14 protein-coding genes are annotated in these 25304 nt (G+C 58.2%); all 14 read left to right on the forward strand.

What is annotated here, in order from left to right; translation table 11 throughout:
• Positions 1–182: 182 nt before the first annotated feature.
• The 14 genes from D5261_RS06965 to D5261_RS07030 all read left to right on the forward strand — a co-directional run bounded on the left by D5261_RS06965 (position 183) and on the right by D5261_RS07030 (position 25239).
• A complete protein-coding gene (locus D5261_RS06965; protein ID WP_119324434.1) occupies positions 183–5525 on the forward strand; it encodes an RHS repeat-associated core domain-containing protein in 5343 nt (1780 codons plus the stop codon).
• Positions 5526–5536: 11 nt separating this feature from the next.
• Positions 5537–6313: a hypothetical protein gene (locus D5261_RS06970; protein WP_125206301.1), complete on the forward strand. Its 777-nt coding sequence runs from the start codon at positions 5537–5539 to the stop codon at positions 6311–6313.
• A gap of 400 nt (positions 6314–6713) precedes the next feature.
• Positions 6714–9245 (forward strand): RHS repeat-associated core domain-containing protein, encoded by a 2532-nt coding sequence (locus D5261_RS06975; protein ID WP_119324432.1) that lies wholly within the window; start codon positions 6714–6716, stop codon positions 9243–9245.
• A gap of 190 nt (positions 9246–9435) precedes the next feature.
• On the forward strand, positions 9436–9801 hold the full coding sequence (locus tag D5261_RS06980; protein WP_125206300.1) for a hypothetical protein: 366 nt from the start codon (positions 9436–9438) through the stop codon (positions 9799–9801).
• A gap of 66 nt (positions 9802–9867) precedes the next feature.
• The gene (locus D5261_RS06985; protein ID WP_165864592.1) at positions 9868–10086 is read left to right on the forward strand and encodes a helix-turn-helix domain-containing protein; all 219 of its coding nucleotides are present in this window, start codon (positions 9868–9870) and stop codon (positions 10084–10086) included.
• 597 nt (positions 10087–10683) lie between these two features.
• The gene (locus D5261_RS06990) at positions 10684–13077 is read left to right on the forward strand and encodes a glycoside hydrolase family 95 protein (RefSeq protein WP_119324429.1); all 2394 of its coding nucleotides are present in this window, start codon (positions 10684–10686) and stop codon (positions 13075–13077) included.
• Positions 13074–14204, forward strand: a complete 1131-nt coding sequence (locus D5261_RS06995) for a glycerate kinase (RefSeq protein WP_119324428.1) — start codon at positions 13074–13076, stop codon at positions 14202–14204. The genes D5261_RS06990 and D5261_RS06995 overlap by 4 nt, the downstream gene beginning before the upstream one ends.
• 71 nt (positions 14205–14275) lie before the next feature.
• Positions 14276–15262: a glycoside hydrolase family 43 protein gene (locus D5261_RS07000; protein ID WP_119324427.1), complete on the forward strand. Its 987-nt coding sequence runs from the start codon at positions 14276–14278 to the stop codon at positions 15260–15262.
• Between the two features lie 31 nt (positions 15263–15293).
• The gene (locus D5261_RS07005) at positions 15294–17321 is read left to right on the forward strand and encodes a beta-galactosidase (RefSeq protein WP_119324426.1); all 2028 of its coding nucleotides are present in this window, start codon (positions 15294–15296) and stop codon (positions 17319–17321) included.
• Positions 17322–17411: 90 nt separating this feature from the next.
• On the forward strand, positions 17412–20438 hold the full coding sequence (locus D5261_RS07010; protein WP_119324425.1) for an AfsR/SARP family transcriptional regulator: 3027 nt from the start codon (positions 17412–17414) through the stop codon (positions 20436–20438).
• A gap of 284 nt (positions 20439–20722) precedes the next feature.
• Positions 20723–21514: a DUF1559 family PulG-like putative transporter gene (locus D5261_RS07015; protein WP_119324424.1), complete on the forward strand. Its 792-nt coding sequence runs from the start codon at positions 20723–20725 to the stop codon at positions 21512–21514.
• A gap of 410 nt (positions 21515–21924) precedes the next feature.
• Positions 21925–22725 carry a DUF1559 family PulG-like putative transporter gene (locus D5261_RS07020; protein WP_125206299.1) on the forward strand — a complete coding sequence of 267 codons (801 nt, stop codon included), beginning with the start codon at positions 21925–21927 and terminating at the stop codon, positions 22723–22725.
• Between the two features lie 452 nt (positions 22726–23177).
• A complete protein-coding gene (locus D5261_RS07025) occupies positions 23178–23975 on the forward strand; it encodes a DUF1559 family PulG-like putative transporter (RefSeq protein ID WP_119324422.1) in 798 nt (265 codons plus the stop codon).
• Positions 23976–24465: 490 nt separating this feature from the next.
• Positions 24466–25239, forward strand: coding sequence for a DUF1559 family PulG-like putative transporter (locus D5261_RS07030; RefSeq protein ID WP_119324421.1), 774 nt, complete (start codon positions 24466–24468; stop codon positions 25237–25239).
• Positions 25240–25304 lie beyond the last annotated feature (65 nt).

Below are 25304 nucleotides of genomic sequence, written 5' to 3' on the forward strand. Positions count from 1 at the left end.
CTTAACATTCACTTAATTGAATTCGTCTGCAATCCGTGTTACAATGCTGACGTATCTCTTTTGCCCTCAGGCGCCGCACCTGTACTTCGCCCCGCCTTCTGGATCTACCCGCAGCCACTTTTTGCCGTGTCAGGCTCTGACTTTGCCCGCCGGCTCCCGTTTCGTGGAAGGATCGTTTCTCTATGCGCGCGCTGAAGCATCGCTTGCTTGCTCTTTTCTTGCTGCTGTTCGTTTCCATCGCCTCACGCCCCGCTGCGGCGGTTGTGCCGGGAACGCCTACTCTTACCGCCGCTTCTTACACTTACACGCAGACTTTTCTGACGTGGACGGCGGTGTCCGGCAACCCGACCAGCTTTAACATCTACCGATCCACGACGCCGGGCGCGGAAGTGCTGGTGACCAATCTGTTCGCCGGCTCCACGGTGGATTCCGGGCTTGCGTCCGGGACCGTGTACTACTATCAGATCACCGCCGTCAACGCCTCGGGAGAAAGTCCGCGATCGGCGGAGGTCAGCGCGGTGACGGGGCTGCCGGTCTCCCTTATTCGGGGCGGACATCAGGCCGTCACGGTATCGTGGACTCCGCCGGGGGGATCCAACGCCGCTGGTTATAATGTCTATCGCGTCAAACAAATTGGCGGCGCCTACGCGAAGGTCAATGCGAGTCCGATCGCGGGCAGTTCGTATCTGGATACCGGCCTGGAAAATGGGACGCCCTATTTTTATGAGGTGTCGGCGGTCAGCGCGGGCGGAACAGAATCGATCCGCAGCACGCCCTATCCGATTACTCCGAACGTACACGTCAACTGCGGCGGCAGCTCCGTCTATCCCGATTCCGTCGGCTTTTTCTGGGCGGCAAATACGGGCAGTTCGACGGGAACGAATATTTCCACGGCTGTACAACAGAATGGTTCTAGCGCCGCTCTCCCGAGTTCGGATCAGCCGCTTTACCAGAACCAGCTCCAGGAGGCGACTCCAGGGGCCGGCATTACGTACAATCTGCCGGTAACGACCGGCGCTTATACCCTTGTGCTTGGCTTCTCCGAAATCAGCGCCACCGCCGCCGGACAGCGCAAGTTCAACGTCACTGCCAATGGGCAGCAGATTCTGACAAACTACGATATCTTTTCTACTGCGGGCGCCGCTAATAAGGTCGTCAGCACCGCCGCTCGGGTGAACGTGCAGTCCAGTGGGACACTGACACTGGTGTTTACCGGAACGGTTGGCTCCGCTTGCGTGGCGACGATCTCACTCCAGCCGATCACCGCGCCGGCGGCCGACGCTCCCGAGCCTGGTTACGCGTCGCCCTCGGTCCCTCTGGATCGCGCCACTTCGGCGGACGGGGCGGGCCCTGCGTCGTCGTTCTTCGTGGTGGTTCCCTCGCTGGTCGCCGAGAACCATCCCGGCGTCGATATCGCCGCGTACAACCCCGTCGGACCCAGCGTCTCCTACGAGCGCAGCTACCGAAGCAACCTGACCACCCTTGGCTACTCCGCGCCGGGGCTGGGCGTGGGCTGGACGGACAACTTTGACCTCAATATCACCAGCGCCAGCGCCAGCACGTGGGGACCGCTCACCCTCGTCTATGGAAATCAGGCCAAGGAGACCTTCACCCCCACCGTCACCGGCGGAACGGCCACGTTCACGCACCCGGCCGGCGCGCCTTATGTGGTAACGGGCGTTCCCTCGGGCACGGTCGGCCAGTGGACCTCGATCACGCTGACGTTCAAAGACCATACGCAAATGACGTTTACGCCCGCCGACCCGGCGGTCACCAACGTCAAGTATGTCTACAGCAAGCTCACCAATTTGGTCGGCCGCTTCGTCTCCATCAACCGCGACACTGCCGCCAACGGCAATCGCGTGCTCACGGTCACCAACGACGTTCCCACGACGCTGCTCCAGTTCAACTATACGGGCGCGCTGCTGGCGTCCGTGCAGGATCTGGCTTCGGCGACGCCCTCCGACAACCGGCAGGTCAACTACATCTTTGATGGAGGATCGCGGCTGGTCAAGGTCTCCGAGATCTTCACTGTGGGAGGGACCGTCGGAGCGGACCGCTGGCGTTACGGCTATCAGGCGGTGAACAACAAATCGTATCTGGGCGTCGTCGACGTTCCGGACCCGTCCCATCCAGGGGGGACTTCGTATTCTCGCGGCAAGCTCTTCTACGACCAGACCGGGGTCGTCTCGCTGACCACGGACGCAGCGGGCCGTCAGACCTCCTACCTGCCCAACCCCAACGCGCAACTCGTGGTCGCAGTCAACTCCAACGCCGACGGCAGCCAGGCAATGAGCCACCGGCAGTATTACAGCAGTGGGCTAAACTTGAACGCGGGCTTTCAGGATGGCGGTGGCCAGAACGAGACGCTGTCCTACAGTGACGCGAACAACCCTCGCCTGCCCACCAGCGACATCAATCGCAACGGTCAATCGACGGGCGTCACCTACAACGACGCCTTCGGCAACCCCGCGACGGTGAGGACACCGCGCGGAGTGGTGGTGACCAACACGTACGACTTCACCAACTTCCCGCTGGGCCAAGTGACGAACTCGCAGGAGACCCACCAGACCGGTGGAACAACGGACGCGACGAAGCAGGCGACAAGCTACACCTACTATGGTCCTTCCGATGGCGCGCTCAACGGGCTGGTCCACACGATCACCTCGCCGGCGCCGGACTCGACGGTCGCCCTGCCGTCGCTGGTGATGACCACGATCACCTACACGCTGCCTTCCTCAACCTCGGCGGGCGGGCAGGTGCTGACGGTGGCGGAGCCGGGCAACAACGCGGGCGGGACGCTGACGACGACCTACAACTACACCAGCGATCCCAGCTACGACGCGAACGGCGCTCCGGGCAGCTACAGTCAGAATGAGGTGATCGGCGAGCCTCTGACGGTGACGAACCCGGCAGGGAACGTGACGCACTACCGTTACGACGGGCGCGGCAACGTCATTCTTTCCATCGATGCGATCGGCAACAAGACCAACTACGTCTACAACACCGCCGACCAGCTCGTGCAGACCATCGCTCCCGCCACCAACACGAGCACTCCCACGGCGCGGGCGTACACGCAGACCAACTACCAGTACCCGGGCGGTCCGGCGGCAAGCGAGCAGGTCTACGACGAGAGCGGCGCTCTGGTGCGAGAAGTGGACACGGCGTACACTGCGGACGGGGAAGTGGCGTCGGTGATGGGCAGCACGGAGCCGGTTTCGTACACCTACGACGGCCTCTCTCGCGTCTCGACGCTCAAGGACGGCAACAACCACGTCACGAACTACAGCTACGATCCGGTCGGCAACCTGGCCAAGATCCAGTACCCAGGCGTCAGCGGCGTGTTCGATACGCTGACCTTCACCTACGACCACGACCAGAACCTCCAAACCAAGGTGGATGGCCGGGGGATCACCACGACGTACGCGCGTGTCGACCCCGAGAGCCAGGTGACGGGAATCGCTTACTCGGGTCTTCCCGCAACGGTAACGCCGATCGGGACGACGAGCTTTGCGTATGACGTATACGGGCGCCTGTCGTTAATGACGGACAACACAGGTACGACGGGCTACTCGAACTACGACGACCTGGACGAGCCCCTGCTGATGACGCGCAGCTTCACGGGCGGTCCCCAGAACCAGCAGATCTCGTACGCGCACTACCCGGACGGCAGCCGCAAGACGCTGACGACGCCAGTGGGCGTGACGAACCCTCTGACGGGGATCAACAGCGGGAACTTCACCTACAGTTACGACTTGGCGGGCCGGCTGACACAGCAGAAAGTCCCCTTCACTTTCTACAACATTAACCTGACCCAAGGCGACTTCCTGACGCATCAATGGAACGCGAACGGCTGGCTCAAGCGCACCGACAACTTGCTGACTGCTCCCGATGAGTATGCTTCCACGCGAACGAACTACACTTACAATGCGCGCGGCTTTATTACGGCTCTCACCAACTATCAATACGACCCCGCCAATAACCTGCTGAGTAACATCGCCACATTTAACAACTTGACCTACGACGCCGTTGGAAATCGCCTTTCGCAGTACACGAATATGTACGCGTTCGGCGCCGCCCCCGATGGCAGCCGCTCTCTGCGATTTGGCTACGATACGGCGCACGCTTCCGCCTTGCAGAACCGCGACGTTCTTGCCAGTGAAGCAAGTTCGCTGCACGGCGGCTCTGCTTCTGCGGCGTATAACGACGTTTACACAAATAACTTCCTGTACGATGGGGCGTACAGCATTACCCAATTCGCGATGGGCGGCGCGACGCAGGCGTTCGGGAATACGGTCGATAACCAGATCAGCAATTCAGGCTACCTGCCGGACGGCAACGGGAACATGACGACCTATCAAGGCGCGGCGTTCTCCTACGATCCCGAAGACCGTCTAACAGCGATTAGCAGCCCCATGTTCTCGGCCACTTACGACGGCAACGGCCTTCGAGCGACGAAGACTGCCGGGGGAGCGACGACCTACTTCCTGTACGACGGGGGCGCTCCTTTGCTGGAGGAGACCTTCAGCGGCTCGAACGCGACGATCTCTGCGGTGAACGTATGGGCTGCGGACGGCTGGCGCGGTCGGTACTATCCGACGGCCCCTGTCCCGTTCTACTCAGCATACAACTTCGACCCCCAAGGAAACATCATCACCCGGCAGTTGACCAACAACACTGCCACCCGCACCTACGACTTCGCCTCTTACGAAGCGTACGGCAAGCGAACCGCCGACTTCCAGGACGACAACGGCGCCAACCCGGCGGCGTTGCAAGAGCCAGCTGGCTACGGTGGCCAGTACGGCTACTACACGGACCGTGAGACGGGCCTGTTGTGCCTGACGCACCGCTACTACGATCCGGGCACGGGCCGGTTCATCAACCGGGACCCGATCGGCTACCAGGGCGGCGTGAACCTGTACGGGTACGCGGGCGGCAATCCGGTGAACGAGAGCGATCCGAGTGGGTATGATTATGATAAATCGCTTGGAGATATGTTTGCGAGTTGGGATCGAGCTGCAGGTAATCTTGCAGATCGTGTCAATAATTCGTCTTCCGTACGATTTGTACATAGTACAGTCCACGCAGTTAAGAAAGCTTATATAGATTTCGCGACGCTCTATGGAAAAAGCCAGCAAGACTATGTGGTTTCCACGCTTGTTTGGTATTCAAAACCAGGCGCTTTTGATCCGCCAGCTCGACGTAATCGCGCCTCTGAATATCCACATGGTAATTCAGACGAAATACGGGAAGAAGTTATAGCGAGACATACTGATGCTCAAGGCCGAGTTATTGATCCTGTAACCCAAGAAGAAATCCCTAAAGATCAAATTACTATTGATCACAAAGAACCTGTTGTTAAACATTGGAACCGTATAGGATACAATCAAACGGCGGCGCAACGCAGAGCCTGGTATAATGATACTAACAACCTGACGGTTAAACCATGGAGCGAAAATTCTCGTTCTGGAGCGAGATTGCGTATAAAATATCGTCAAGATGTAGGTCCTAATTACACACGTTGAGGTAAATGATAATGAGTAAAGGCTTGCCTCTAATTTCTGTATCCGAATTAGGCAGTAATGAGCTCAAAAATGCTGATTTTATAGAAGCGGCTTACCAATTTGCTGTTTCTACACCATCGCATGTATTTACAGATATCCTTGCAGACGCATTTAACGATTATAACTATATCTTAGTAATATCGCGTGATATGTTCGATAAAGATCTAGCTAGCACTGTAATTCAATTTGTTAGAAAAAATAACACTATTCTTGATGTTAATAAACCATTGACGATTCTACCTGGGTTGCAACATCCATCTTATGGTTTTGATACAATATTCTTGATCAATTGTGAAGTGCACGGTCTCTTCAAGGGCGATAATATGGACGTGTACCTTCGCACAATACAGGCTATCCCTGCCTATCATTGCGAGTTTAATAGTAATGACGATATCGAGTTAGTAAGATACGTACGAAGCAGATTTGTGTCGACATTGGATTGGAAGCGTTCCCCTGCGCCACGTGTTTGGTTTAAATTTAATAATAAAATAACCAACAGCATTGGTAAAAAAATGGGGATTACTTCTATAGATCATGCTCTTCAAGAAGTTTTACGCATCGCTGAGTATAAGACCGGATGGGCTGAATTCAAAAACTATCTTGATGAGCACATTAGATTGGACTACGAAGGTAATTCCTATCTTATAAGTATTCCTGCAAGGCAACCTATCAGTTTGCCTGAAGATGAAATCACAAGTTGGATAACCAGCTATCTTATTGACGGTTTAGAACAGGTGTTGTCTACCTAACAGTAGATGCAGTTGTCGGTGGGGTGGGGGGTGTAAATGGAATTCGCGCTATTGAGTCTCTGCTGATTCGAAAACGAGCAGCCATATTTTTCCATTTGAAGCGCTCTATCTATAGTAATAGGCTGTGCGGCTCGGTTAATTATATGGTTGGTAGTTCGTTCATCGGCAGAGACTCACTAGTACTTGAGAAAATCGGAATCTACTATTCATCGCTCAAGACGGAAAAGGAATGTCAATAGCCCATAATTTACGATTTGGCGCTTGCTTCTCAATGGTGAAACTACCTCGTTAAGCGTCATGTACCTTGATAATTTAACGTTTTAAATTCACGCAAACTCGATCCTGCTAAGAAGAGGTTGCTTCCTTATTACAATCGATTCCCACGAACTGCGCCACGAGTATGTTCCGAGCCTACACGCGCACCGATTATCAATACCCCGGCGGACCCGTCTCGCGCACCGGCCTGTATCCCGAAGCCGACCCCACGACGATCCCGGTGGTCGGCGCGACGCCGTTCCGCTACACCGACTATACCTACACGGCGGACGGCGAAACCGCGTCGGTGGCGGGGACCGTGGAGCCGGCGTCGTATACCTACGACGGCCTGTCCCGCGTCGTGACGCTCAAGGACGGCAACAACCACGTCACCAACTACAGCTACGACCCGGCGGGCAATCTCGCCCAGATCCAGTACCCGGGCGCCAGCGGCGTCTTCGACACCCTGACCTTCGCCTACGACGGAGACCAGAACCTGACGTCTCGCACGGATGGCCGAGGCTTCGTGACGACCTACAACCGCTCCTCCGTGGACAACCGCGTGGACTCGGTGACGTACTCTTCCGACGCCTCGCTCAACGTCTCGTATTCCTACGATGCGCTTTCGCGGATGATCGGGATGTCGAGCACGGCGGCGGCGCACACGTACACACTCGACAACCTGGGGCTGCCGATGACGCACACGACCAGCTTCACCGGCGGTCCGCAGAACCAGACGCTGACCTACGCCTACAACCCCGACGGCAGCCGGACCACGCTCCAGACGCCAAGCTTCGGGACGGGCGGCTCGTACAACTACCAGTACAACGGCGTGGGGGATCTGACGCGGGCGGGCTTCCCGTGGACGGGCGGCTCGGTCAACCACGTCTACCAGACGGTGACGGGCTCCAGCCCGCTGGTGACGAGCGGCCGGCTGTCCCAGAGCCGCAGCGCGCGGGGCACGACCAACTACACCTACGACCCGCGCGGCTTCCTGGGGACGCTCTCGAACCTGTGGAAGGACTACCCGGACAACCCCGTCTCCAACGCGCCCGGCTCGCTGTACGGGGGCTCTCGCAGCGGGGCGTCCCTGACCTCGGACATGACGTACGACACGGGCGGGAACCGTCTGGTGGAGGACTCTTATGTCCTGAGCGCGCAGGGCGTGATCCCGTACCTTCACGACGGGAGCCGCACGCGCACGTTCACCTACGACAGCCGGGACCGTCTGACGCATGAGAACAGCCTTTACACAGGCTCGGTGGGCACGGACTACCTGCACGCCGGCTACGACTGGTCGTTCTCGTACGACAACGCGGACAACCCTTTGACGATGCGCGGGGCGTCGCTGGCGTCTCCCAACTCCGACAACCAGTTCTTCGACGGCGGGGCGAATTACGTGTACGATGGGAACGGGAACCCGACGAAGTACATGGGCGTCTCCGGTCTGACGTTCGACGCCGAAGACCGTTTGACCGCGATCCCCAGCCCGACATTCTCGGCGACCTACGGCCCCGACGGCCTCCGGGTCAAGAAGAGCACGAGCCTCGGGGACCGTTACTTCCTCTACGACGGCGACCAGCTTCTCCTGGAAGAAGACAGCGCCGGCGCCATCAAGTCCGCCTTTGGCTGGGCGGCTGACGGCCTTCGGGCTCAGTACATCCCCGGGGATCAGTACTACCTTTACGAGTACGATCCTTCGGGCAACCTCGTGCAGGTGCAGTCGGCGACCAACAGCGCGGCCCGCTTTCTGAACACAAGCCTGTACGACGCTTACGGCAACGTTCGCAACTCGCTGGGGGACACAAACGGCGTCTCCTCCTCGGCGCTGGCGGTGATCGGCTTCGGCGGTCAGTACGGCTACTACACGGACAACGACCGTGGCGGGAACGCCTCGTACAACACGGGCCTATTGCTGCTGACGCACCGGTACTACGACCCCCGGACGGGGCGGTTCATCAACCGGGACCCGATCGGCTACCAGGGCGGCGTGAACCTGTACGGGTTTGCGGGCGGCAATCCGGTCAACGAGAGCGATCCGAGTGGGACATCTAGCAAAAACTCCATAGGTGATTGGCTAGACGGCAAAGTAGGTGGGGCCGTCACAAAAGCTGGATACGATTGGGAAATGTATGTGGAAGGTAAAACAAGTGAGGCACAAGCATACCAATCAATAAACAACGCTACCGATCAATTTACATTGCTAACACTGACTATCGCTAGCGAGGGCTTAACTGCGGACGGTGAAGCTCTAAATTTAGCAGCTATGAAAGCTGAAAATCGGACAGTTGCCGCCGCCGTATCATTTACGGGGGACGATCTTCTACTAGCGCGATATGGTAGTCGCGTCCCGCCATTAAAAGGTTATTTTGATGTGGTCGTTCATGGCACACCGAATTCGTTCGAGTTATTGTCAAACACGAAGTGGATCCCGATAGACCAACGGGCGCTGGCAACTATTATATCAAAATCTGGATATAAGGGAGGTCCGGTCCGATTAATCTCATGTTCTACCGGCGCTCTTACCAATGGTATAGCAAAGAATTTGGCAAATAAGCTTGGTGCCGAAGTAATCGCTCCCGATATGACGGTTTATGTACATGGGACAGGTAAATTAACAATCGGATCTGTATCTAAGTATGTGGGTAAATGGGTACACTTCTACCCTGGAAAATAAAGTTACTGGTCTAAACCCAATGAAGTAGCGAACAAGCACCAGGATAGCATTTGGGTTGCTCAGCTTCGCTGAGATGGCGAAGGTATAGAACACTTAGAAATCCTACCGGCGCCTGTTCGCTACTGTGTGGAATTTAGACCAGTAAAACGGTGAACAAGTGCTTATAGATTCTAATAAATGAGAAAATACTGTGAAGTTAAAAAGTGTTATGTTCAGTGAATTCGAAGATAATGATTCGTCGAATTCTAGCATTGCAAAATTTATTTCTACTGAAGAGATGCTTAATGAAATTGACATTGTCAATTATCTTGAAAATGGAATACCATTAATTGTTTGTCCTGGGCCTGCTAGCGATTTGATTGAGCCGAAAAATGGCATTATAGGCACTCGTCACATTTTAACTGATGGAGTATGGATGTGGAGAAGCGATCTTCAATACTATGTTAGGAAATACCATTTAGTTTTGCCTGCTGAGTTTATTCAGCACATGTATGAGCAAGAATGGATTCCTCCACTAGAAAACGAAATTGATTTTGAAAACTTAGATTATAGTTAAGTAATTGAACAAAAGAATCTCAGGTCGCTTGCTTGCACTCTCTGGTGTATGTCGTACAATAGTGGCATGAAATTCGTTTCTCCTCTTTCGGAGGCTGATCAGACCGATCTCACAGCCGTGTATCGCAACGGCCCTTCTCATCGCCAGCATCAACGCGCTCAAGCCGTACTCCTGAGCGCCCAGGGATATACGCTCGATCAGCTCTCCCAGATCGTGCAAACCGATCCCGCCACCATCAGCCGATGGCTCGATCAGTGGCAAGAATATCGAATTTCTTTTGCGTAGGTACTTAGTGTAGGCAATTTTCGATTTGGGATTATGCCTGTATGGCACAATAACGTAAGTATTCGCTAATCATTTCGCTGGTGATCGACCAGCGCCCCTCGGATGGCGTGACGAAGCACTGCGATCTTGTCGGCTTCTCCGGCCAGTGGGGCGGTTACACGGATTGGGAGATCAACGCGTCGTCGGGCGGCTCGATCCCCAACCCGGTCCTGATGACGCACCGGTACTACGATTCCCGGACGGGGCGGTTCATCAACCCGGGCCCGATCAGACGCTATGGTAGCTTGTATCTGTGGATGTTTCCGGTAGCGCGCAGGCTTGGTATGAGAAATGTCTTGAGTTTTTGTTGTGGTGAATGATGCGTATATAAACAGGATCTGATGTTGTCAAAGAAGTAGCGCCGCTCCGGCAATTGTGGGGGCGGCGCTTCGTTGTTTAAAAGCTGGTCGGCTGCTTTGGTTGTGAAATCAAGAAGGGATTGCCTGGATCGTTGGCGAAGTCGGCTCCAATGAGGCTGCTGGGAGGGCTGGCGGAAAGCCATGGAGCTGTCCGTTGGCGGCGTGCGGCTGGAAAGATCTGGAGAGGCGGAGGCGACTGATGCAGCGACGGGATTTTCTGAAGGCGGGAGTCGGAGCGGTTGTTTTAGGGGCGCTGGCGGCGCAGGAGCCGGCGGACGCTGCGAAGCGGCGGACGCGTGAGACTTCTCCCGGGGAAACGCCTGCGACGGCGGTCCCGGCTTCGTCGCTTGCGCTCTGGTACGCGCGGCCCGCGCAGGAATGGCTGGAAGCGCAGCCGGTTGGAAATGGGCGTCTGGGCGCGATGGTTTATGGAGGGACGGAGAAAGAAACGATCCAGCTCAATGAATCGACTGTCTGGGCCGGCTCGCCGCACAATTACGATAGCCCGGACGCCCTCACCTCGCTTCCGGAAATCCGCAAGCATGTCTTCGCAAACGAATGGGCGGCCGCGCAGGATCTGGTGAACGCGCACTTTATGGGACGTCCTGTCAAACAGGCGCAGTATCAAACGGTCGGCGCGTTGACGCTGGATCTGGACGACGCCCCGGATGTCTCCGAATATCGCAGAGAACTCGATCTGGATACGGCGACGGTCCGTGTCTCCTATCGGTCCGGCGGCGTTCGGTATACGCGCGAGGTGTTCGCCAGCACTCCCGATCGGGTCATCGTCGTTCGTCTGACTTGCGATAAGCCGGGGGCGATCGCATTCGGCGCTGCGTTCGCCAGTCCTCAGCAGTCTGCGGTGTCCATATTGGCGCCGGACACGCTGGCGCTCGACGGAGTGGCCGGCGCGGCGCTAGATAACCCCGGCTCGATCAAGTTCACGGCGCTCGCGCGCGTGCTTCATGAGGGCGGGACGGTCAGCGCCTCGGGGGCCAAAGCGACTGTCGCCGGCGCGGACGCCGTGACGATCTTGATCTCCATGGCGAGCAGCTATCACAGTTACAAGGACGTGGGCGGCGATGCGCGCGGCGGCGCGCTCACTCCTCTGGACGCTGCGGCGCGCAAAAGCTACGCCGAGCTTCGCGGCGCACACCTCGCCGATTATCAGCCTCTGTTCCGACGTCTGTCCCTGGACCTCGGCGCCTCGAACATCAGCGACCGGCCGACCGACGAGCGGATCGCGACGTTTCATCAGGATCAGGACCCCGCGCTGGTGTCGCTTTACTGCCAGTTCGGGCGCTACTTACTGATCTCCTGTTCGCGCGCCGGCAGCCAGCCCGCGACCTTGCAGGGCTTGTGGAACGACAGCATGGATCCGCCGTGGGGCTCTAAATATACCGTCAATATCAATACGGAGATGAACTACTGGCCCGCCGGACCGGGCAACCTCGCGGAGTGCTACGACCCGTTGTTTGACTTGATCCAGGATATCAGTGAGACCGGGGCGAAGACGGCGAAGTCGCAGTACGGCGCGGGCGGCTGGGTCTGCCATCATAACACGGACGCCTGGCGCGGAACGGCGCCGGTGGACGGCGCCTTCTGGGGAATGTGGCCGACCGGCGGCGCGTGGCTTTGCAAGTCGATTTGGGATCACTATCAGTTCACCGGAGATCGGTCCGCGCTGGCGAAAAATTACCCGTTGATGCGCGGGGCGGCCCAATTCTTTCTGGACACGCTTGTTGAAGAGCCGACTCACAAATGGCTGGTCACGAACCCGTCCATCTCGCCGGAAAACGCGCATCACCATGACGCCAGCATCTGCGCCGGTCCGACAATGGATGGGGAGATTCTTCGCGACCTCTTCGACGCCTGCGCCAACGCGGCGCAGGAGCTCGGCAAGGACGGCGATTTCCGGAACAAAGTCATGCTGGCGCGGGCGCGCCTCGCGCCGATCCCCGTCGGCCACCTGGGGCAATTGCAGGAATGGCTCGCCGACTGGGATGCGAGCGCGACCGAGCAAAATCATCGCCACGTCTCCCATCTTTACGGTCTCTATCCCAGCAATCAAATCACCCGTCGCGCCACCCCGGAGCTGTTCGCGGCCGCGCGCAAGTCGCTGGAGACGCGCGGCGACGAAAGCACCGGCTGGGCGATGGCCTGGCGCATCAACCTCTGGGCGCGCCTGGAAGACGGCGACCACGCCTTCCACTTGATCTCCGGCCTGATCTCCCCCGAGCGCACCGCGCCAAATATGTTCGATCTGCACCCGCCATTCCAGATCGACGGCAACTTCGGCGGATCCGCCGGCATCCTGGAACTGCTCCTGCGCAGCCAGGATGACGAAATCTGCCTGCTGCCCGCGCTGCCGAGCGCTCTTCCGAAGGGACAGGTGAAGGGCCTGCGCGCTCGCGGCGTCTTCGAAGTGGACATCGAATGGGCCGAGGGACGCCTCGTCGCCGCGACGATCCACAGCCTCGCCGGCGTCAAGTCAACGGTGCGTTACGGCGACAAAGTTCAGGAACTCTCATTGCGGCGCGGCCAGACGATCTGGCTGGGCGCGGATTTCGCGACGGCAAACATAAGCGCATGAAAATCATCATCGCTCCCGATTCGTTCAAAGGGACTCTCACCGCGCGTCAGGCCGCGCTCGCCATGGCGGCGGGCGTGCGTCAGGCGCTGCCGGATGCGGAGATCGTGCTTCTGCCGCTGGCGGATGGAGGCGAAGGCACAACCGAAACTCTGGTCACCGCGACCGATGGCGAGCTTGTGACGCGGACGGTGACGGGGCCGCTGGGGGAGCCGGTTCAGGCGTCGTTTGGGCTGATCGGCGCGGACCGGCGCACGGCGGTGATCGAAATGGCGCAGGCGGCGGGACTGGGATTGGTCCCCGCGGATCGGCGTGATCCGCGCGTCACCACGACTTATGGAGTAGGGGAGCTGATGCGCGCGGCGACGGACGCCGGAGCGCGTGAGATCCTGGTCGGGCTGGGCGGCAGCGCGACCAATGACGGCGGCGCGGGCGCCATGCAGGCGCTTGGCGCGCGTTTTCTGGATGCGCAAGGACGGGAGCTGCCGCATGGCGGCGCGGCGCTCGCGCGGCTGGAGTCGATCGATCTTTCGGCATTCGATTTCCCGAAGGAGCGTATCACGATCCGCGTGGCGTCCGACGTGCGCAATCCCCTGATCGGCCCGGACGGCGCCAGCGCCGTCTATGGACCGCAGAAGGGCGCGACGCCGGACATGGTCGCGGAGCTCGACCGGGCGCTGACGCAATACGCCCAGGTGATCCAGCGGGACCTGGGATGCGACGTCGCCGATCTGCCCGGCGCCGGCGCGGCGGGCGGCCTGGGCGCGGCGCTTGCGGCGTTTTTTGGGGCGACATCGCGATCCGGCATTGATGTGGTGATGGATACCGTGAACTTTGAAGCGAAGGCGCGCGGCGCCGATTGGGTGCTGACGGGCGAGGGATATCTGGATCGCCAGACACTTTCCGGAAAGCTGATCGCCGGACTGCTTGCGCGCTGCCGAAAAGCCGGCGTTCCCGTGATCGCCTTCGGCGGCGGCGTGGAGGAAAGCGCGGCGGCGGCGCTGATCGCGCAGGGGCTGACGGACGCCGTCTCTCTGGTCGGCGGGGGTGTTACCCGGGAAGAGGCGCTGCGCGATCCAGCGCGTGTTCTTCAGGAAACGACCGCGCGAACGATGACGAAATGGGCGTGAGCTTGCGGCATGTTCCGGTGCGGCATCGGGTATCCTCATTGCAATCTTTGCCCATGCTCGGAGCCATAAATATGACGCTGCCGCAGTTTTCCAACCCCGTTTATCCCCACTATCTCGCCGACCCATATTGCTGGCGGCATGACGGCGTTTACTACGCCATCGGAACCGGCAAAGGGGAGGCCAGCGGCGATCCGGCCCGCAATTCCATCGTCCCGATCGTGCGATCGGTCGATCTGCGGCGCTGGGAATCGCTGGGCGACGCCTTGATCGCCCCTGAGGAAGAACAAGGCGGGATGTTCTGGGCTCCGGAAACGGCCTTTCACGACGGCCGCTTTTATATGTACTACCATCCAAACGGCAGCGGCGGCGGGTTCCATATCCGTGTCGCCGTCAGCGAGAAACCCGAAGGGCCGTATGTCGATACGGGAGTCCCGCTGACCGATGTCCGTAAGAACCCATTCTGCATCGATTCCCATGCGTTTCAAGATGACGACGGCCAGTGGTATCTGTTTTACGCCACGGACTTTCTGGACGAAGACGAGACGACGTTTCGCGGAACCGCGCTGGTCGTCGACAAGCTGATCGGCATGACGGCTCTGGAGGGAAACCCGACTGTGGTGATGCGCGCGCACTGGCAATGGCAGTGCTTCGAGCGCCGCCGCGACTACGCCGGCAAGGTCGGCGATTGGTATACCTTGGAAGGCCCCGCCGTACGCAAGCGCGATGGCAAATACTATTGCTTCTACGCCGGCGGCTGCTATGAAAATGAAACATACGGTGTGGACTATCTGACCGCCGACCATGTTCTGGGACCGTGGACGGAGGTCGGCAAGGAAAACGGGCCGCAGATCATGCGCTCGGTTCCCGGGGAAGTGATCGGGCCCGGGCATCTGTCGATTGTCTCGGACATCGAAGGCCGGGACTATGTGGTCTATCACGCCTGGAATGAAGCGATGACCGACCGGCTGATGTGCATCGACCCACTTGTGTGGACGCCGGACGGACCGCGCGTCCCGCGATTCGCCGCCGCGCTCGCCAGCCGATCCCAAACCGACTAGGGAAGCGCCCGCGCTTTCCGGGAGACGAACATTGAAAAACTGGACGCATGGATTCCTGCTGGGCTCCTCCTACTATCCCGAACAATGGGACGCCTCGATGTGGGAGGCGGAGTTCGTCAAAATGCGGGAGCTGGGGCATAACGCCGTTCGGATGGGGGAGTTCGCCTGGGCGTTTTTCGAGCCGAGCGCGGGCGTTTTTGAATTCGATTGGATGGAGCGGGCGATCGAGCTGGCGGCGCGCTATGGCGTCCAGACGATCCTCTGCACGCCGACGGCGTCCGTACCGCCCTGGCTCTTTCAGGATCATCCCGAAGTGCTGGGCGGCAACGAAAAGGGGGCGTTCCGTTACGGGGCGCGCAAGGGCTACTGCACCAATAGCCCGCGCATGCTGGAGGCGGCGGACCGGATTGTCGACGCCATGGGACAGCGCTTTGGCGACAACCCCCATATCGTCGGCTGGCAGCTGGATAACGAACCGGGATTTCCCTTTGTCTGCTACGATCCTCGCTGCCTTTCGGCGTTCCGGATCTGGCTTCGGGAGCGCTACCAAACGCTGGGGAGTCTGAACGACGCGTGGGGCGCGGCGTTCTGGAGTCATCGGTATACCGATTGGGATCAGATCGATTTCCCGTTCAATGTCGGCGACGGCGCCTGGAATCCGGGGCAGAAGCTGGATTACCGCCGCTTCTTCTCGGATTCGTTCATTCGTTATCTGGGACGGCAGGGGGAGCGCCTGCGTCCATATATTGGAGATCGTTTTGTCTGCACGAACTGGCCCGACACCAGCTGGTCGGTCGATCTCTATCAGGCGGCGGGAATTCTGGACGTCACCGCGTGGGACAACTATTCGCGGCCGCCCGGACTTGTCGAGTGGCAGGATCAGCTGCACGGCGGCATGCATCACGATATCGCCCGCTGCGCGGGGCCGAACGGCCGTTTTCTCGTCGCCGAGCAAAGCGCGCAGACGCCCGCGCACGCCGATTCAAAAGGCATTCATTTGCAGACCTGGACGGATGTGGCGCACGGCGCGCTGGGGGCCATCTTTTTTGAATGGCGTCCGCCGCTGGGCGGGGCGGAGCAGGGGTATATCTCCGTGCTGCAACTGGACGGCTCGTTCGGCCCGGCCTACGATCAGCATAAGCGTCTCGGCGCGGAGCTGGCGCGTCTGGGAGGCGAGCTGGCGGACGCCGTGACGGACGCCGATATCGCGATGCTGTTCGATTATGAAAACCAGTGGGCGCAGGGATTTCGGGTCGGCCCGGACGGATACGACGCCGAGTTTGTGCGCTGGTACAAAGGTCTCAAGTCTCTGGGCCGCAGTATTGATATTGTCAAACCCGGATCCGATCTTTCCCGGTATCGCCTTGTCGCCGCGCCTGGTCTGCGCATCGTTTCCGAGGAGACCGCGTCGCTGCTAAAGCAATACGTTCAGGATGGCGGGACGCTGCTCCTGAACGTTCAGTCGGGGGCGTACGATCCCACCGGCAAGCTGCGTCCCCTGATGCCTCCCGGAATCTTCGCCGATATCGCGGGTCTTGTGACGCCGGCGTCCGTGGCGAAGCGCAGTATGACCGGAAACCTCCTTCAGGGGCCGACGGATCAGGGGATCGGCGTGAAGTTCGGGGTTCGTTTCGCCGACGGGGCGTCTTTCTCTCCAGAAACGGTCATGGAGGGCGTCGAGCTGCGGGGCGCGGAGTCGATCGCGTTCTTCACCGGCGCGCGGATGGAGGGGCGGCCGGCGATCACCGTCAATCGCGTTGGCTCGGGCTCGGTCTTTTATGTCGCCACCGATTCGCGGGACGGCGGCTTCTATGACGCGCTTGCGCGCGAATGCGGCGGCCGCCTGGGAATAGAACCGCTCTGCGCGGCGCCTCCCGGCGTGGAGGCCGTGAGCCGGCGAACTTCGGACTGGCGATATCTGTTTCTGCTCAATCACACCGACCATCGCCAGGAGGTCTCGCTGCCGTCGCCGGCGGTCGAACTGCTGTCGGAGCGCCGCGTGGAAGGCGCGCTGGTGATGGAAAGTTTTGATGTGGCGGTGCTGAAATGGAAGGCGTGACGATGGGGGCGTGATGGCGGTTGGGACCAAAAGGGCGCGACTCTCGGGTTATCCATTGGCGATGTGGGCGGTCATAGGGTAAACTACCGTATGGCGACTGCGCAATCACACATTTGGCGTATCGAATTGTTCGGCGGTTTGCGCGCGCGTTCCGGGACTCAAACGATCGATCGGTTTCAAACCCAGAAGACAGCCGCGCTGCTCGCATACCTCGCGTTTTATCCCAATCGCCGTCACCTGCGCGAAGAACTGGTCGACCTCCTCTGGCCGGACGCCGAGTCCGAGGCGGGGCGTCACCGGCTCTCGCAGGCCCTGGTTTCCCTTCGCTCTCAGCTGGAGCCGGATGGCGTTCCCAAGAACAGCATTCTGCGCGCCGACCGCCAGACGGTCGGGCTGGATACCTCGGTTGTCACGGATACCGCCGAGTTTGAGGCCGCGCTCTTTTCCTCCAAGAACCAGACCGGAGCGGAAGCCGCGGTCCGTCTTGAGCGGGCGGTGACGCTCTACCAGGGCGACCTGCTTCCCGGGTACTACGAAGATTGGATCATCACCGAGCGCCAGCGGCTTCTGGATATGGCGACCGGCGCCAGCCGCCGATTAGTGGCGCACTACGAAGAAATCAACCAGTTCGAGCGCGCCCTGGATTACGCTCGGCGCGGCCTGGAGATCGATCCCATTTCCGAGGATCTCCATGTCGACTTGATCCGGGTGCTCGCCGCCAGCGGCCAGCGCGCGGCCGCGCAGCGGCACTTCCGTGAGATGGAGCGCATCCTGATCAAGGAACTGGACGAGCCGCCGAGCGCCGCGACCAAGGCCCTGGTCGAGCAGATCCTTCAGAACACCATGGCGGCTCCCCCCGCGCGTCCCGCATCCCGGGTGAAGGAAACGACGCTCCCGTCGCCGCTGACGCGGTTCTTTGGACGCGACGCGGAGATTGCCCAGGCCCAGAGTCTTCTGACCTCCGGCAAGGTGCGGCTGCTGACGCTGACCGGCATTGGCGGCGGCGGCAAAACTCGTCTTGCGGTGGAGATTGCCGGCCGCATCGCCGTCGACTTCTCCAGCGCCGTCTGGTTCGCGCCCCTGGCGGACCTCAGCGACGCCCGTTCGATCCCCAGTGCGATCGCCGAGGCGCTGCGGCTGACGCCCTCGGCGGACACGCCGCCGCTGGACCTGATCGTCACCTCGCTTTCCGCGCAGCCCTCGCTTCTGGTTCTGGACAACCTCGAACACCTGGTGGAGGAAGCCGCGCCGATCGTCCGTGAGCTGCTGGCGCGCGCGCCGTCGCTGACGATCCTTGTCACCTCACGCCAGCGGCTGGGGCTGCAAGGCGAGCGCGAGATCTCCGTTCCCCCCCTGGAATCGCCCGTGGGCTCCTTCAAAACCAACGGCCGCGCGGTCAGCCCGGAACGATTGATGGAGATGGACGCGATCCAGCTGTTTGTCGATCGCGCCCAGGCCGTCCGCCCCGCCTTCAAAGTGACCGCGCAAAACGCCGCCGCCATCGCGCAGCTTTGCGAGCGCCTGGAAGGGATCCCGCTGGTCATCGAGCTTTGCGCCGCCTGGGCTCAGACTCTCACACCCGCGCAGATGCTGACCCAGCTGACGCGCCGTTTCGAGCTTCTGGTCAGCCGCAGCGTCGATATCGCGCCGCGCCACCAGAGCCTGCGCGCGGCGCTGGACTACAGCTACGTGCAGCTGCCCGAGAATTTGCAGCGCTTCTTCGGCCGGCTGTCCGTCTTTCGCGGCGGCTGGACATTGGAATCGGCGGAGGCCGTCGGCGGGTCGAGTTTTGCCGACACAAGCTCTTATGTGATCCTGGAAGCCGTGACGACTCTGCGGGAGCGCTCCTTAATTCTGGCCGATGAGACCGAAGAGGGCGGCGCGTTCCGATATCGGATGCTGGAGACGCTGCGCGAGTTCGCGGCGGAGCAAGTTCCGCCGGACGAACGCGAAGAGCTGCACCGCGCGCACGCCGAATATCTCATGGCTCTAGCGGAAGCGGCGGAGCCGGAGATCGCCGGCGGCGATCAGGCGCCGTGGCTGGAGCGTATGGAGGCCGAGCACGACAACTTCCGCGCGGCGATGCACTGGGCGCTGGAGAGCGAATCCGCGGAGATCGGCCTGCGCCTCGCCGGCGCGCTGGCGTACTTCTGGGAGGCGCGCGGGTATCTGGGCGAGGGGCAGGAGTGGCTCGAGAAGCTGCTGGCGCTGCCGCAGGCGACATCCGACTCGCTGCGCCGCGTGCGCGCGAATGCGCTCACCGGGCGCGGGTATCTCATGCGCAATCAAGGCGCGTCCGCCGGGATTGACGCCGTGATGGAGGAGGCCCTGCGCTTGTGGCGCGCGATCGGCGACGACCATGGCCTCGCCGTCACGCTGCAAGTGCTGGCGACCCTCGCCTATTCTCGGGAAGACTGCGACCTGGCCCGCGTGTATCTCGAAGAAGGCCTGGAGCTCTCCCGCAAGCTTGGCGACCCGATGCTGGTAGCCCAGGCGATGCTCAATCTTGGGAATATCGCGCTGGAGCAGGCGGAGTTCCCGGAGGCGCTGGAGTTTTATTCCGACAGCCTGGAGATCTTCCGGGCCGCCAGAAACCGTGTCCGGATCGCGCATGTCCTCAACAACATGGGCCTCGTGGCGCGCTTTCAGGAGGATTATCCGAGGGCGTTCACGCTGCTCCAGGAATCGCTTGAGACCGGCATTGAGCTGACCGGCCGCGCCGCGAACGCCACCACCTTGCTCAATCTGGGAACGCTCTACCGGCTCGACGGCCAGTTCGCCCTTGCGCGCGCCACGCTATCGGAAGCCGTGATGGTCGCGCAGGAAGTGGGCGAGCGCCGGCTTCTGGCGTATGTGATCAAAGAACTCGGCCACCTCGCGTGCGTCGAGCATAAGTTCAGTGAAAGCGTGCGCCTCCTCTCCATCTCGGAAAGCATGCGAAAAACGCTGGCCCTCTCCTTCAAGCCCGCCGACCCCGTCGAGCTAGAGCGCGACCTCGCCCTTGCCCGTGAAGCCCTCGGCGAAGCGGCGTTCAACGCCGCCTGGAGCGCCGGCGCGCGCCTCACCCTCGCCCAAGCGTTTGACGAGGCGCTCAAGCAGGCTCAATCTCCACAATAAGCGCGTTCACCGCGCAATCAACGGAAAAACCTCAAGGACGCCTGCATTTCTGAGAAATCTTTGAGGTTTTTTTGATCTCAATTCCCTATAATAGCGCACGTTCTCTTTTTCAGGCGAATGAGACAATATTAGTATTAAAATAGGTCTTTTTGCATGAATTGTTATCTATGCAAAACCTATCTCCACTGTCTGTTCTCCGAGAAGAGGGAATAATCGGAAACGGTTACGGCTAATATAGCACTTTTAAAATGTCGAAGTTGTTGCTAAACTGAAGGGAGCCCAACATGTCTCAGCAATCTCGTTTGCGCGGATTTACGCTCATTGAGCTGCTCGTCGTCATCGCCATCATCGCGATTCTCGCGGCGATCCTTTTCCCTGTCTTCGCCAAGGCTCGTGAGAAGGCACGGCAGATTAGTTGCGCCAGTAATATGCGCCAGATTGGTCTCGGCCTCGTTCAGTATGTTCAGGACTATGACGAGCGCATGGTGCTGCGCTCGAACGGTGATGGCGTGGCCTGGCCGCAATCGCTTCAGCCCTATATGAAGAGCCAGAATGTCTTCCAGTGCCCCTCCAATCCGCGAAAAGATCAGCCCATGTATAGTGATGACGGGAACACGATCGGACGAGCTTCATACGAGGCGAGCTTCCAGGGCGGAATTCAGGATTATCATCCCGACGCCACTCCTCCGGAAGGAGCTATCTCCCTGGCCCAGTACTCCTCGCCGGCTCAATGCATTGTCGTGACCGAAACCACGGCGCGCTATTCAGACTTCAATGTGGACGCGGGATGTCCCAGTGTTTGGTGTTACGACGCCGCACAGTATCCGACCTACAATGTCGGAACCGTATTTTCGGGGCATACCGGAATGTCCAACTATCTGTTCGCGGATGGTCATGTGAAGATCTACAAGCCACTTTTGACGATTGCCGTAGCCGATAACGGCGCCGGCAGCTCCACTCTTTGGCGTTATGACGGCCAAACATTCGTTGACGGACAGGCAAGCACGCCTTATCCCGAGCCGACGCCCACCCGCGCCGCACAGCTGCTCACCTTCGCCGCAAGCCTTTACAAATAGCTTCCATTGGTTGTGAGCTTCTGGCAAGCGAATATCTGTCCATGAAAATGAGCCCCCTTCCTTAATCAAGGCAGGGGGCTTCTTGTCGTAAAACTTACCCTGAGGCGAAAAAGACGCACGGTGAATGCTTCGCAGCTTATGAGGATCCACATCAATTACATTCTTCTTTCATTGTTATTTTTGATATATTTGCTAATGAAAGCGCTTACTTTTGGGTTTTTTTGCGGAAAACGACAAATATACCGGGTTTTTTATATAAAACTGATCCATTTTTGACAATTCTTTGAGAGTCGGATAGTAGAATGCATACCAATAGTGATTTCGTTCTTATCATCACTATTGAATTCCATTATCTCCTCTCGTCGCCACTGCTGCCGACGTCGTTCTTTTGTTACCGAAAGGAAAACGTCATGTCACAGCGCAAATCTCGTGGTTTTACTCTTATTGAATTGCTCGTCGTCATCGCCATCATAGCGATTCTCGCGGCGATCCTTTTCCCTGTTTTCGCCAAGGCCCGTGAAAAGGCCCGGCAGAGCACCTGCGCCAGCAATATGAAGCAGATGGGGCTGGGCATTCTTCAGTACGTCCAGGATTACGACGAGAAGATGATCCCGCGCACGGTTGTTTATGACGGCCTGGATCACGTCTGGACGCAGCTGATGCAGCCATACATCAAGAACCAGAATATCTTCCAGTGCCCCTCCAACCCGCGCAAAGACCAATATTTCTGCTGCCAGGCGGCGGGATCCGTTGTCGCGCACGCCTCTTACGCCGCGAGCTTCCAGGGCGGCATCCAGGATGTCAATACTGGCGATCCGGGCTTTTCGTATCCCACTTACGATTCTCCGGCGCAGGTCATTGATATTCTCGAATCGACGGCGAAGTATGCGGACTTCAATGTGGACGCCGGCGCGGACACGATTTTCAGCTATTACACCACGGACCCTAACCTCGATTATGGCTGTCTGTTCTCCGGCCACAGCGGCATGTCGAATTTCCTATTCGTTGACGGCCACGTCAAGGCGTACCATCCGCTGCAAACATTGGATAAGACGGACGGCGGCGGCAACGATGTGAACCTGTGGCGTTTTGACAACGACACATTCATCCACCACCAGCAATTGGACGCCGCTGCTGGGATCGGCCCCGCCGAGCCGACTCCGACCCGCGCTTACTCGGTCCTGTCGTATGCCGAAAACCAGTTCAAATAAGTCGTGATCTTACGCCGTAGAAGGCGGGTCGAACTTATTACCGGGATCAGCCCTCCAAGTCTAAATTTAGACTTGGAGGGCTTTTTCTTTGCGAATGTCTGCATGAAAACACGAAATATATTATTTCAATAATTTAGACCATAATTATGCCTGTTTAACATTTTCGTACAATAAGTAGACCGGGTAATTGTCCCAAAACCATCATTAAAGGCATCATTGCTAATTATATAAAATGCCGTTTATATTAGAAAATCATTGATAAACATCGATAAATTAACTTTATGCCCCTCTGTTATTTTTATATAAAACTCACGATTTTTGATATTTGTTTGATTTTATACTGGTACAATATTGCCGCCAACGATGAACCAAAAATCATCGTTGGACTTAATAGTCTTCGTTCGTCGCCATTGCTGCCGACGTCGTTCTTTTGTCACCGAAAGGAAAGCGTCATGTCACAGCATAAGTCTCGTGGTTTCACTTTGATCGAATTGCTCGTTGTGATCGCAATAATCGCGATTCTCGCGGCGATTCTCTTTCCGGTCTTCGCCAAAGCACGTGAGAAGGCGCGGCAAATTGCCTGCGTCTCGAATCTCAAGCAAATCGGCCTCGCTCTTGTCCAGTACACTCAGGATTACGACGAGACGCTGCCGCCGCGGTCCAACGGCATTGGAAACGCTTGCTTCCTTCTCAATGCTTATGTCAAGAGCAAAGACATGTGGAAGTGTCCTTCCAATCCTCGCGGATATTCACTTCAGCATTACTATCCCGTTGATGATGTCGCGGACGGCAACGACCTCTTCCCGGTAGGATACGCGGCAAACCAGAACCGAGCAAACGGGGTTGGAGCGCCTTTCGGCGATATTGGCGCCCCCACGCCCGATGGATCCCCGTCTCCCGTCGCCATTGCCGTGCTTACCGCCCCGGCCTCCACGATCGCCTGGGTCGAGAGCACAGCCTATACGAGCGACTATAACGTGACGCTGGATTCCGGCGGTTTCTTCCGCCAGCCCAGCAGCACCCAGTATTACGGTCACCTATACGCGGGGCACACCGGGCAGAGCAACTTCCTGTTCTGCGACGGTCATGTCAAGTCCATGAATCCGTTAAACACCATCAACGAGTGCGATGCGGCGTCCTGTACTCCGACACGCACAAACCTGTGGGACAACGACAACTCTCCGCTCAAGGGCAACGACTTCACTCAGGCCCAGTTGAACCTGCAATACTCGGTTTCGCAGCCCAATTAGTGTATTTCCGGCGCTATGCGATAGAAAGCATAGCGCCAGAGAGTTAAAGATAAGGCAATTCGCGGACGGCGGAGCGACTTTTTCCGCCGTCCATTTTCGTTTGACTTCTTTGTCTCGCATCGATAGACGTATAGGCAATCATACAAGCATATTATTCATAAGGATATGGTCAGTATCGCTGAAACCATACCGTTCACGATTGATCGTATTTTTGTACAATAAGTATTCATTCATTAGGTCTTGATGAGCGATTTGTGAGACATACTATGATCGCGAATAACGCAGATAATCGTCAATAAATATCAATATTTCGGTATGCTCTTTTGCTTAAGATTTTATATAAAACTGATATTATTTTGACGCTTGTTTGATAATCAGCCGGTACAATACAGCCAACAATGATGAACCAAACATCATTGTTGAACTCAATAATCCTCGTTCGTCGCCATTGCTGCCGACGTCGTTCTCTTGTTACCGAAAGGAAAACGTCATGTCACAGCGCAAATCTCGTGGTTTTACTCTTATTGAATTGCTCGTCGTTATCGCCATCATAGCGATTCTCGCCGCCATTCTCTTCCCAGTCTTCGCGAAAGCTCGTGAGAAAGCTCGCGCCATCTCTTGCGTATCCAATCTGAAGCAGATCGGTATTGCGCTCGTCCAGTACACCCAGGACTATGACGAGACGCTTCCGCCTCGCTCCAACGACATTGGAACCGCGTGCTTCTTGCTGACCTCCTATATGAAGAGCAAGGATGTTTGGAAGTGTCCTTCGAACCCACGTGGTTACTCCCTTCAGCATTACTTCCCCATTGATGATGTCGCGGATCCCAACGACCTCTTCCCCGTGGGCTATGCGGCTAACCAGAACCGCGCCAACGGTGTCGGCGCTCCGTTTGGTGATGTTGTCTCCCAGGTTGGCCTTGCGCAGCTCGTTGCTCCCGCCTCGACAATTGCCTGGGTTGAGAGCACTTCTTACACGAGCGATTACAACGTGACGCTGGATTCGGGCGGCTTCTTCCGCCAACCCAGCAGCACCCAGTATTACGGTCACTTGTACGCCGGGCACGTCGGCCAGAGCAACTTCCTGTTCTGCGACGGTCATGTCAAGTCCATGAATCCGTTAAACACCATCAATGAGTGCGATGCGGCGTCCTGTACTCCGACACGCACAAACCTGTGGGACAACGACAACTCTCCGCTCAAGGGCAACGACTTCACTCAGGCCCAGTTGAACCTGCAATACTCGGTTTCGCAGCCCAACTAATCTATGATCATGGGGTGAGGAATTTACCGATCTCATAGCGCTGAGTGTATCTCATAGAGAGGACG

Source organism: Capsulimonas corticalis, from assembly GCF_003574315.2.
GTDB classification, from domain to species: Bacteria; Armatimonadota; Armatimonadia; order Armatimonadales; family Capsulimonadaceae; genus Capsulimonas; species Capsulimonas corticalis.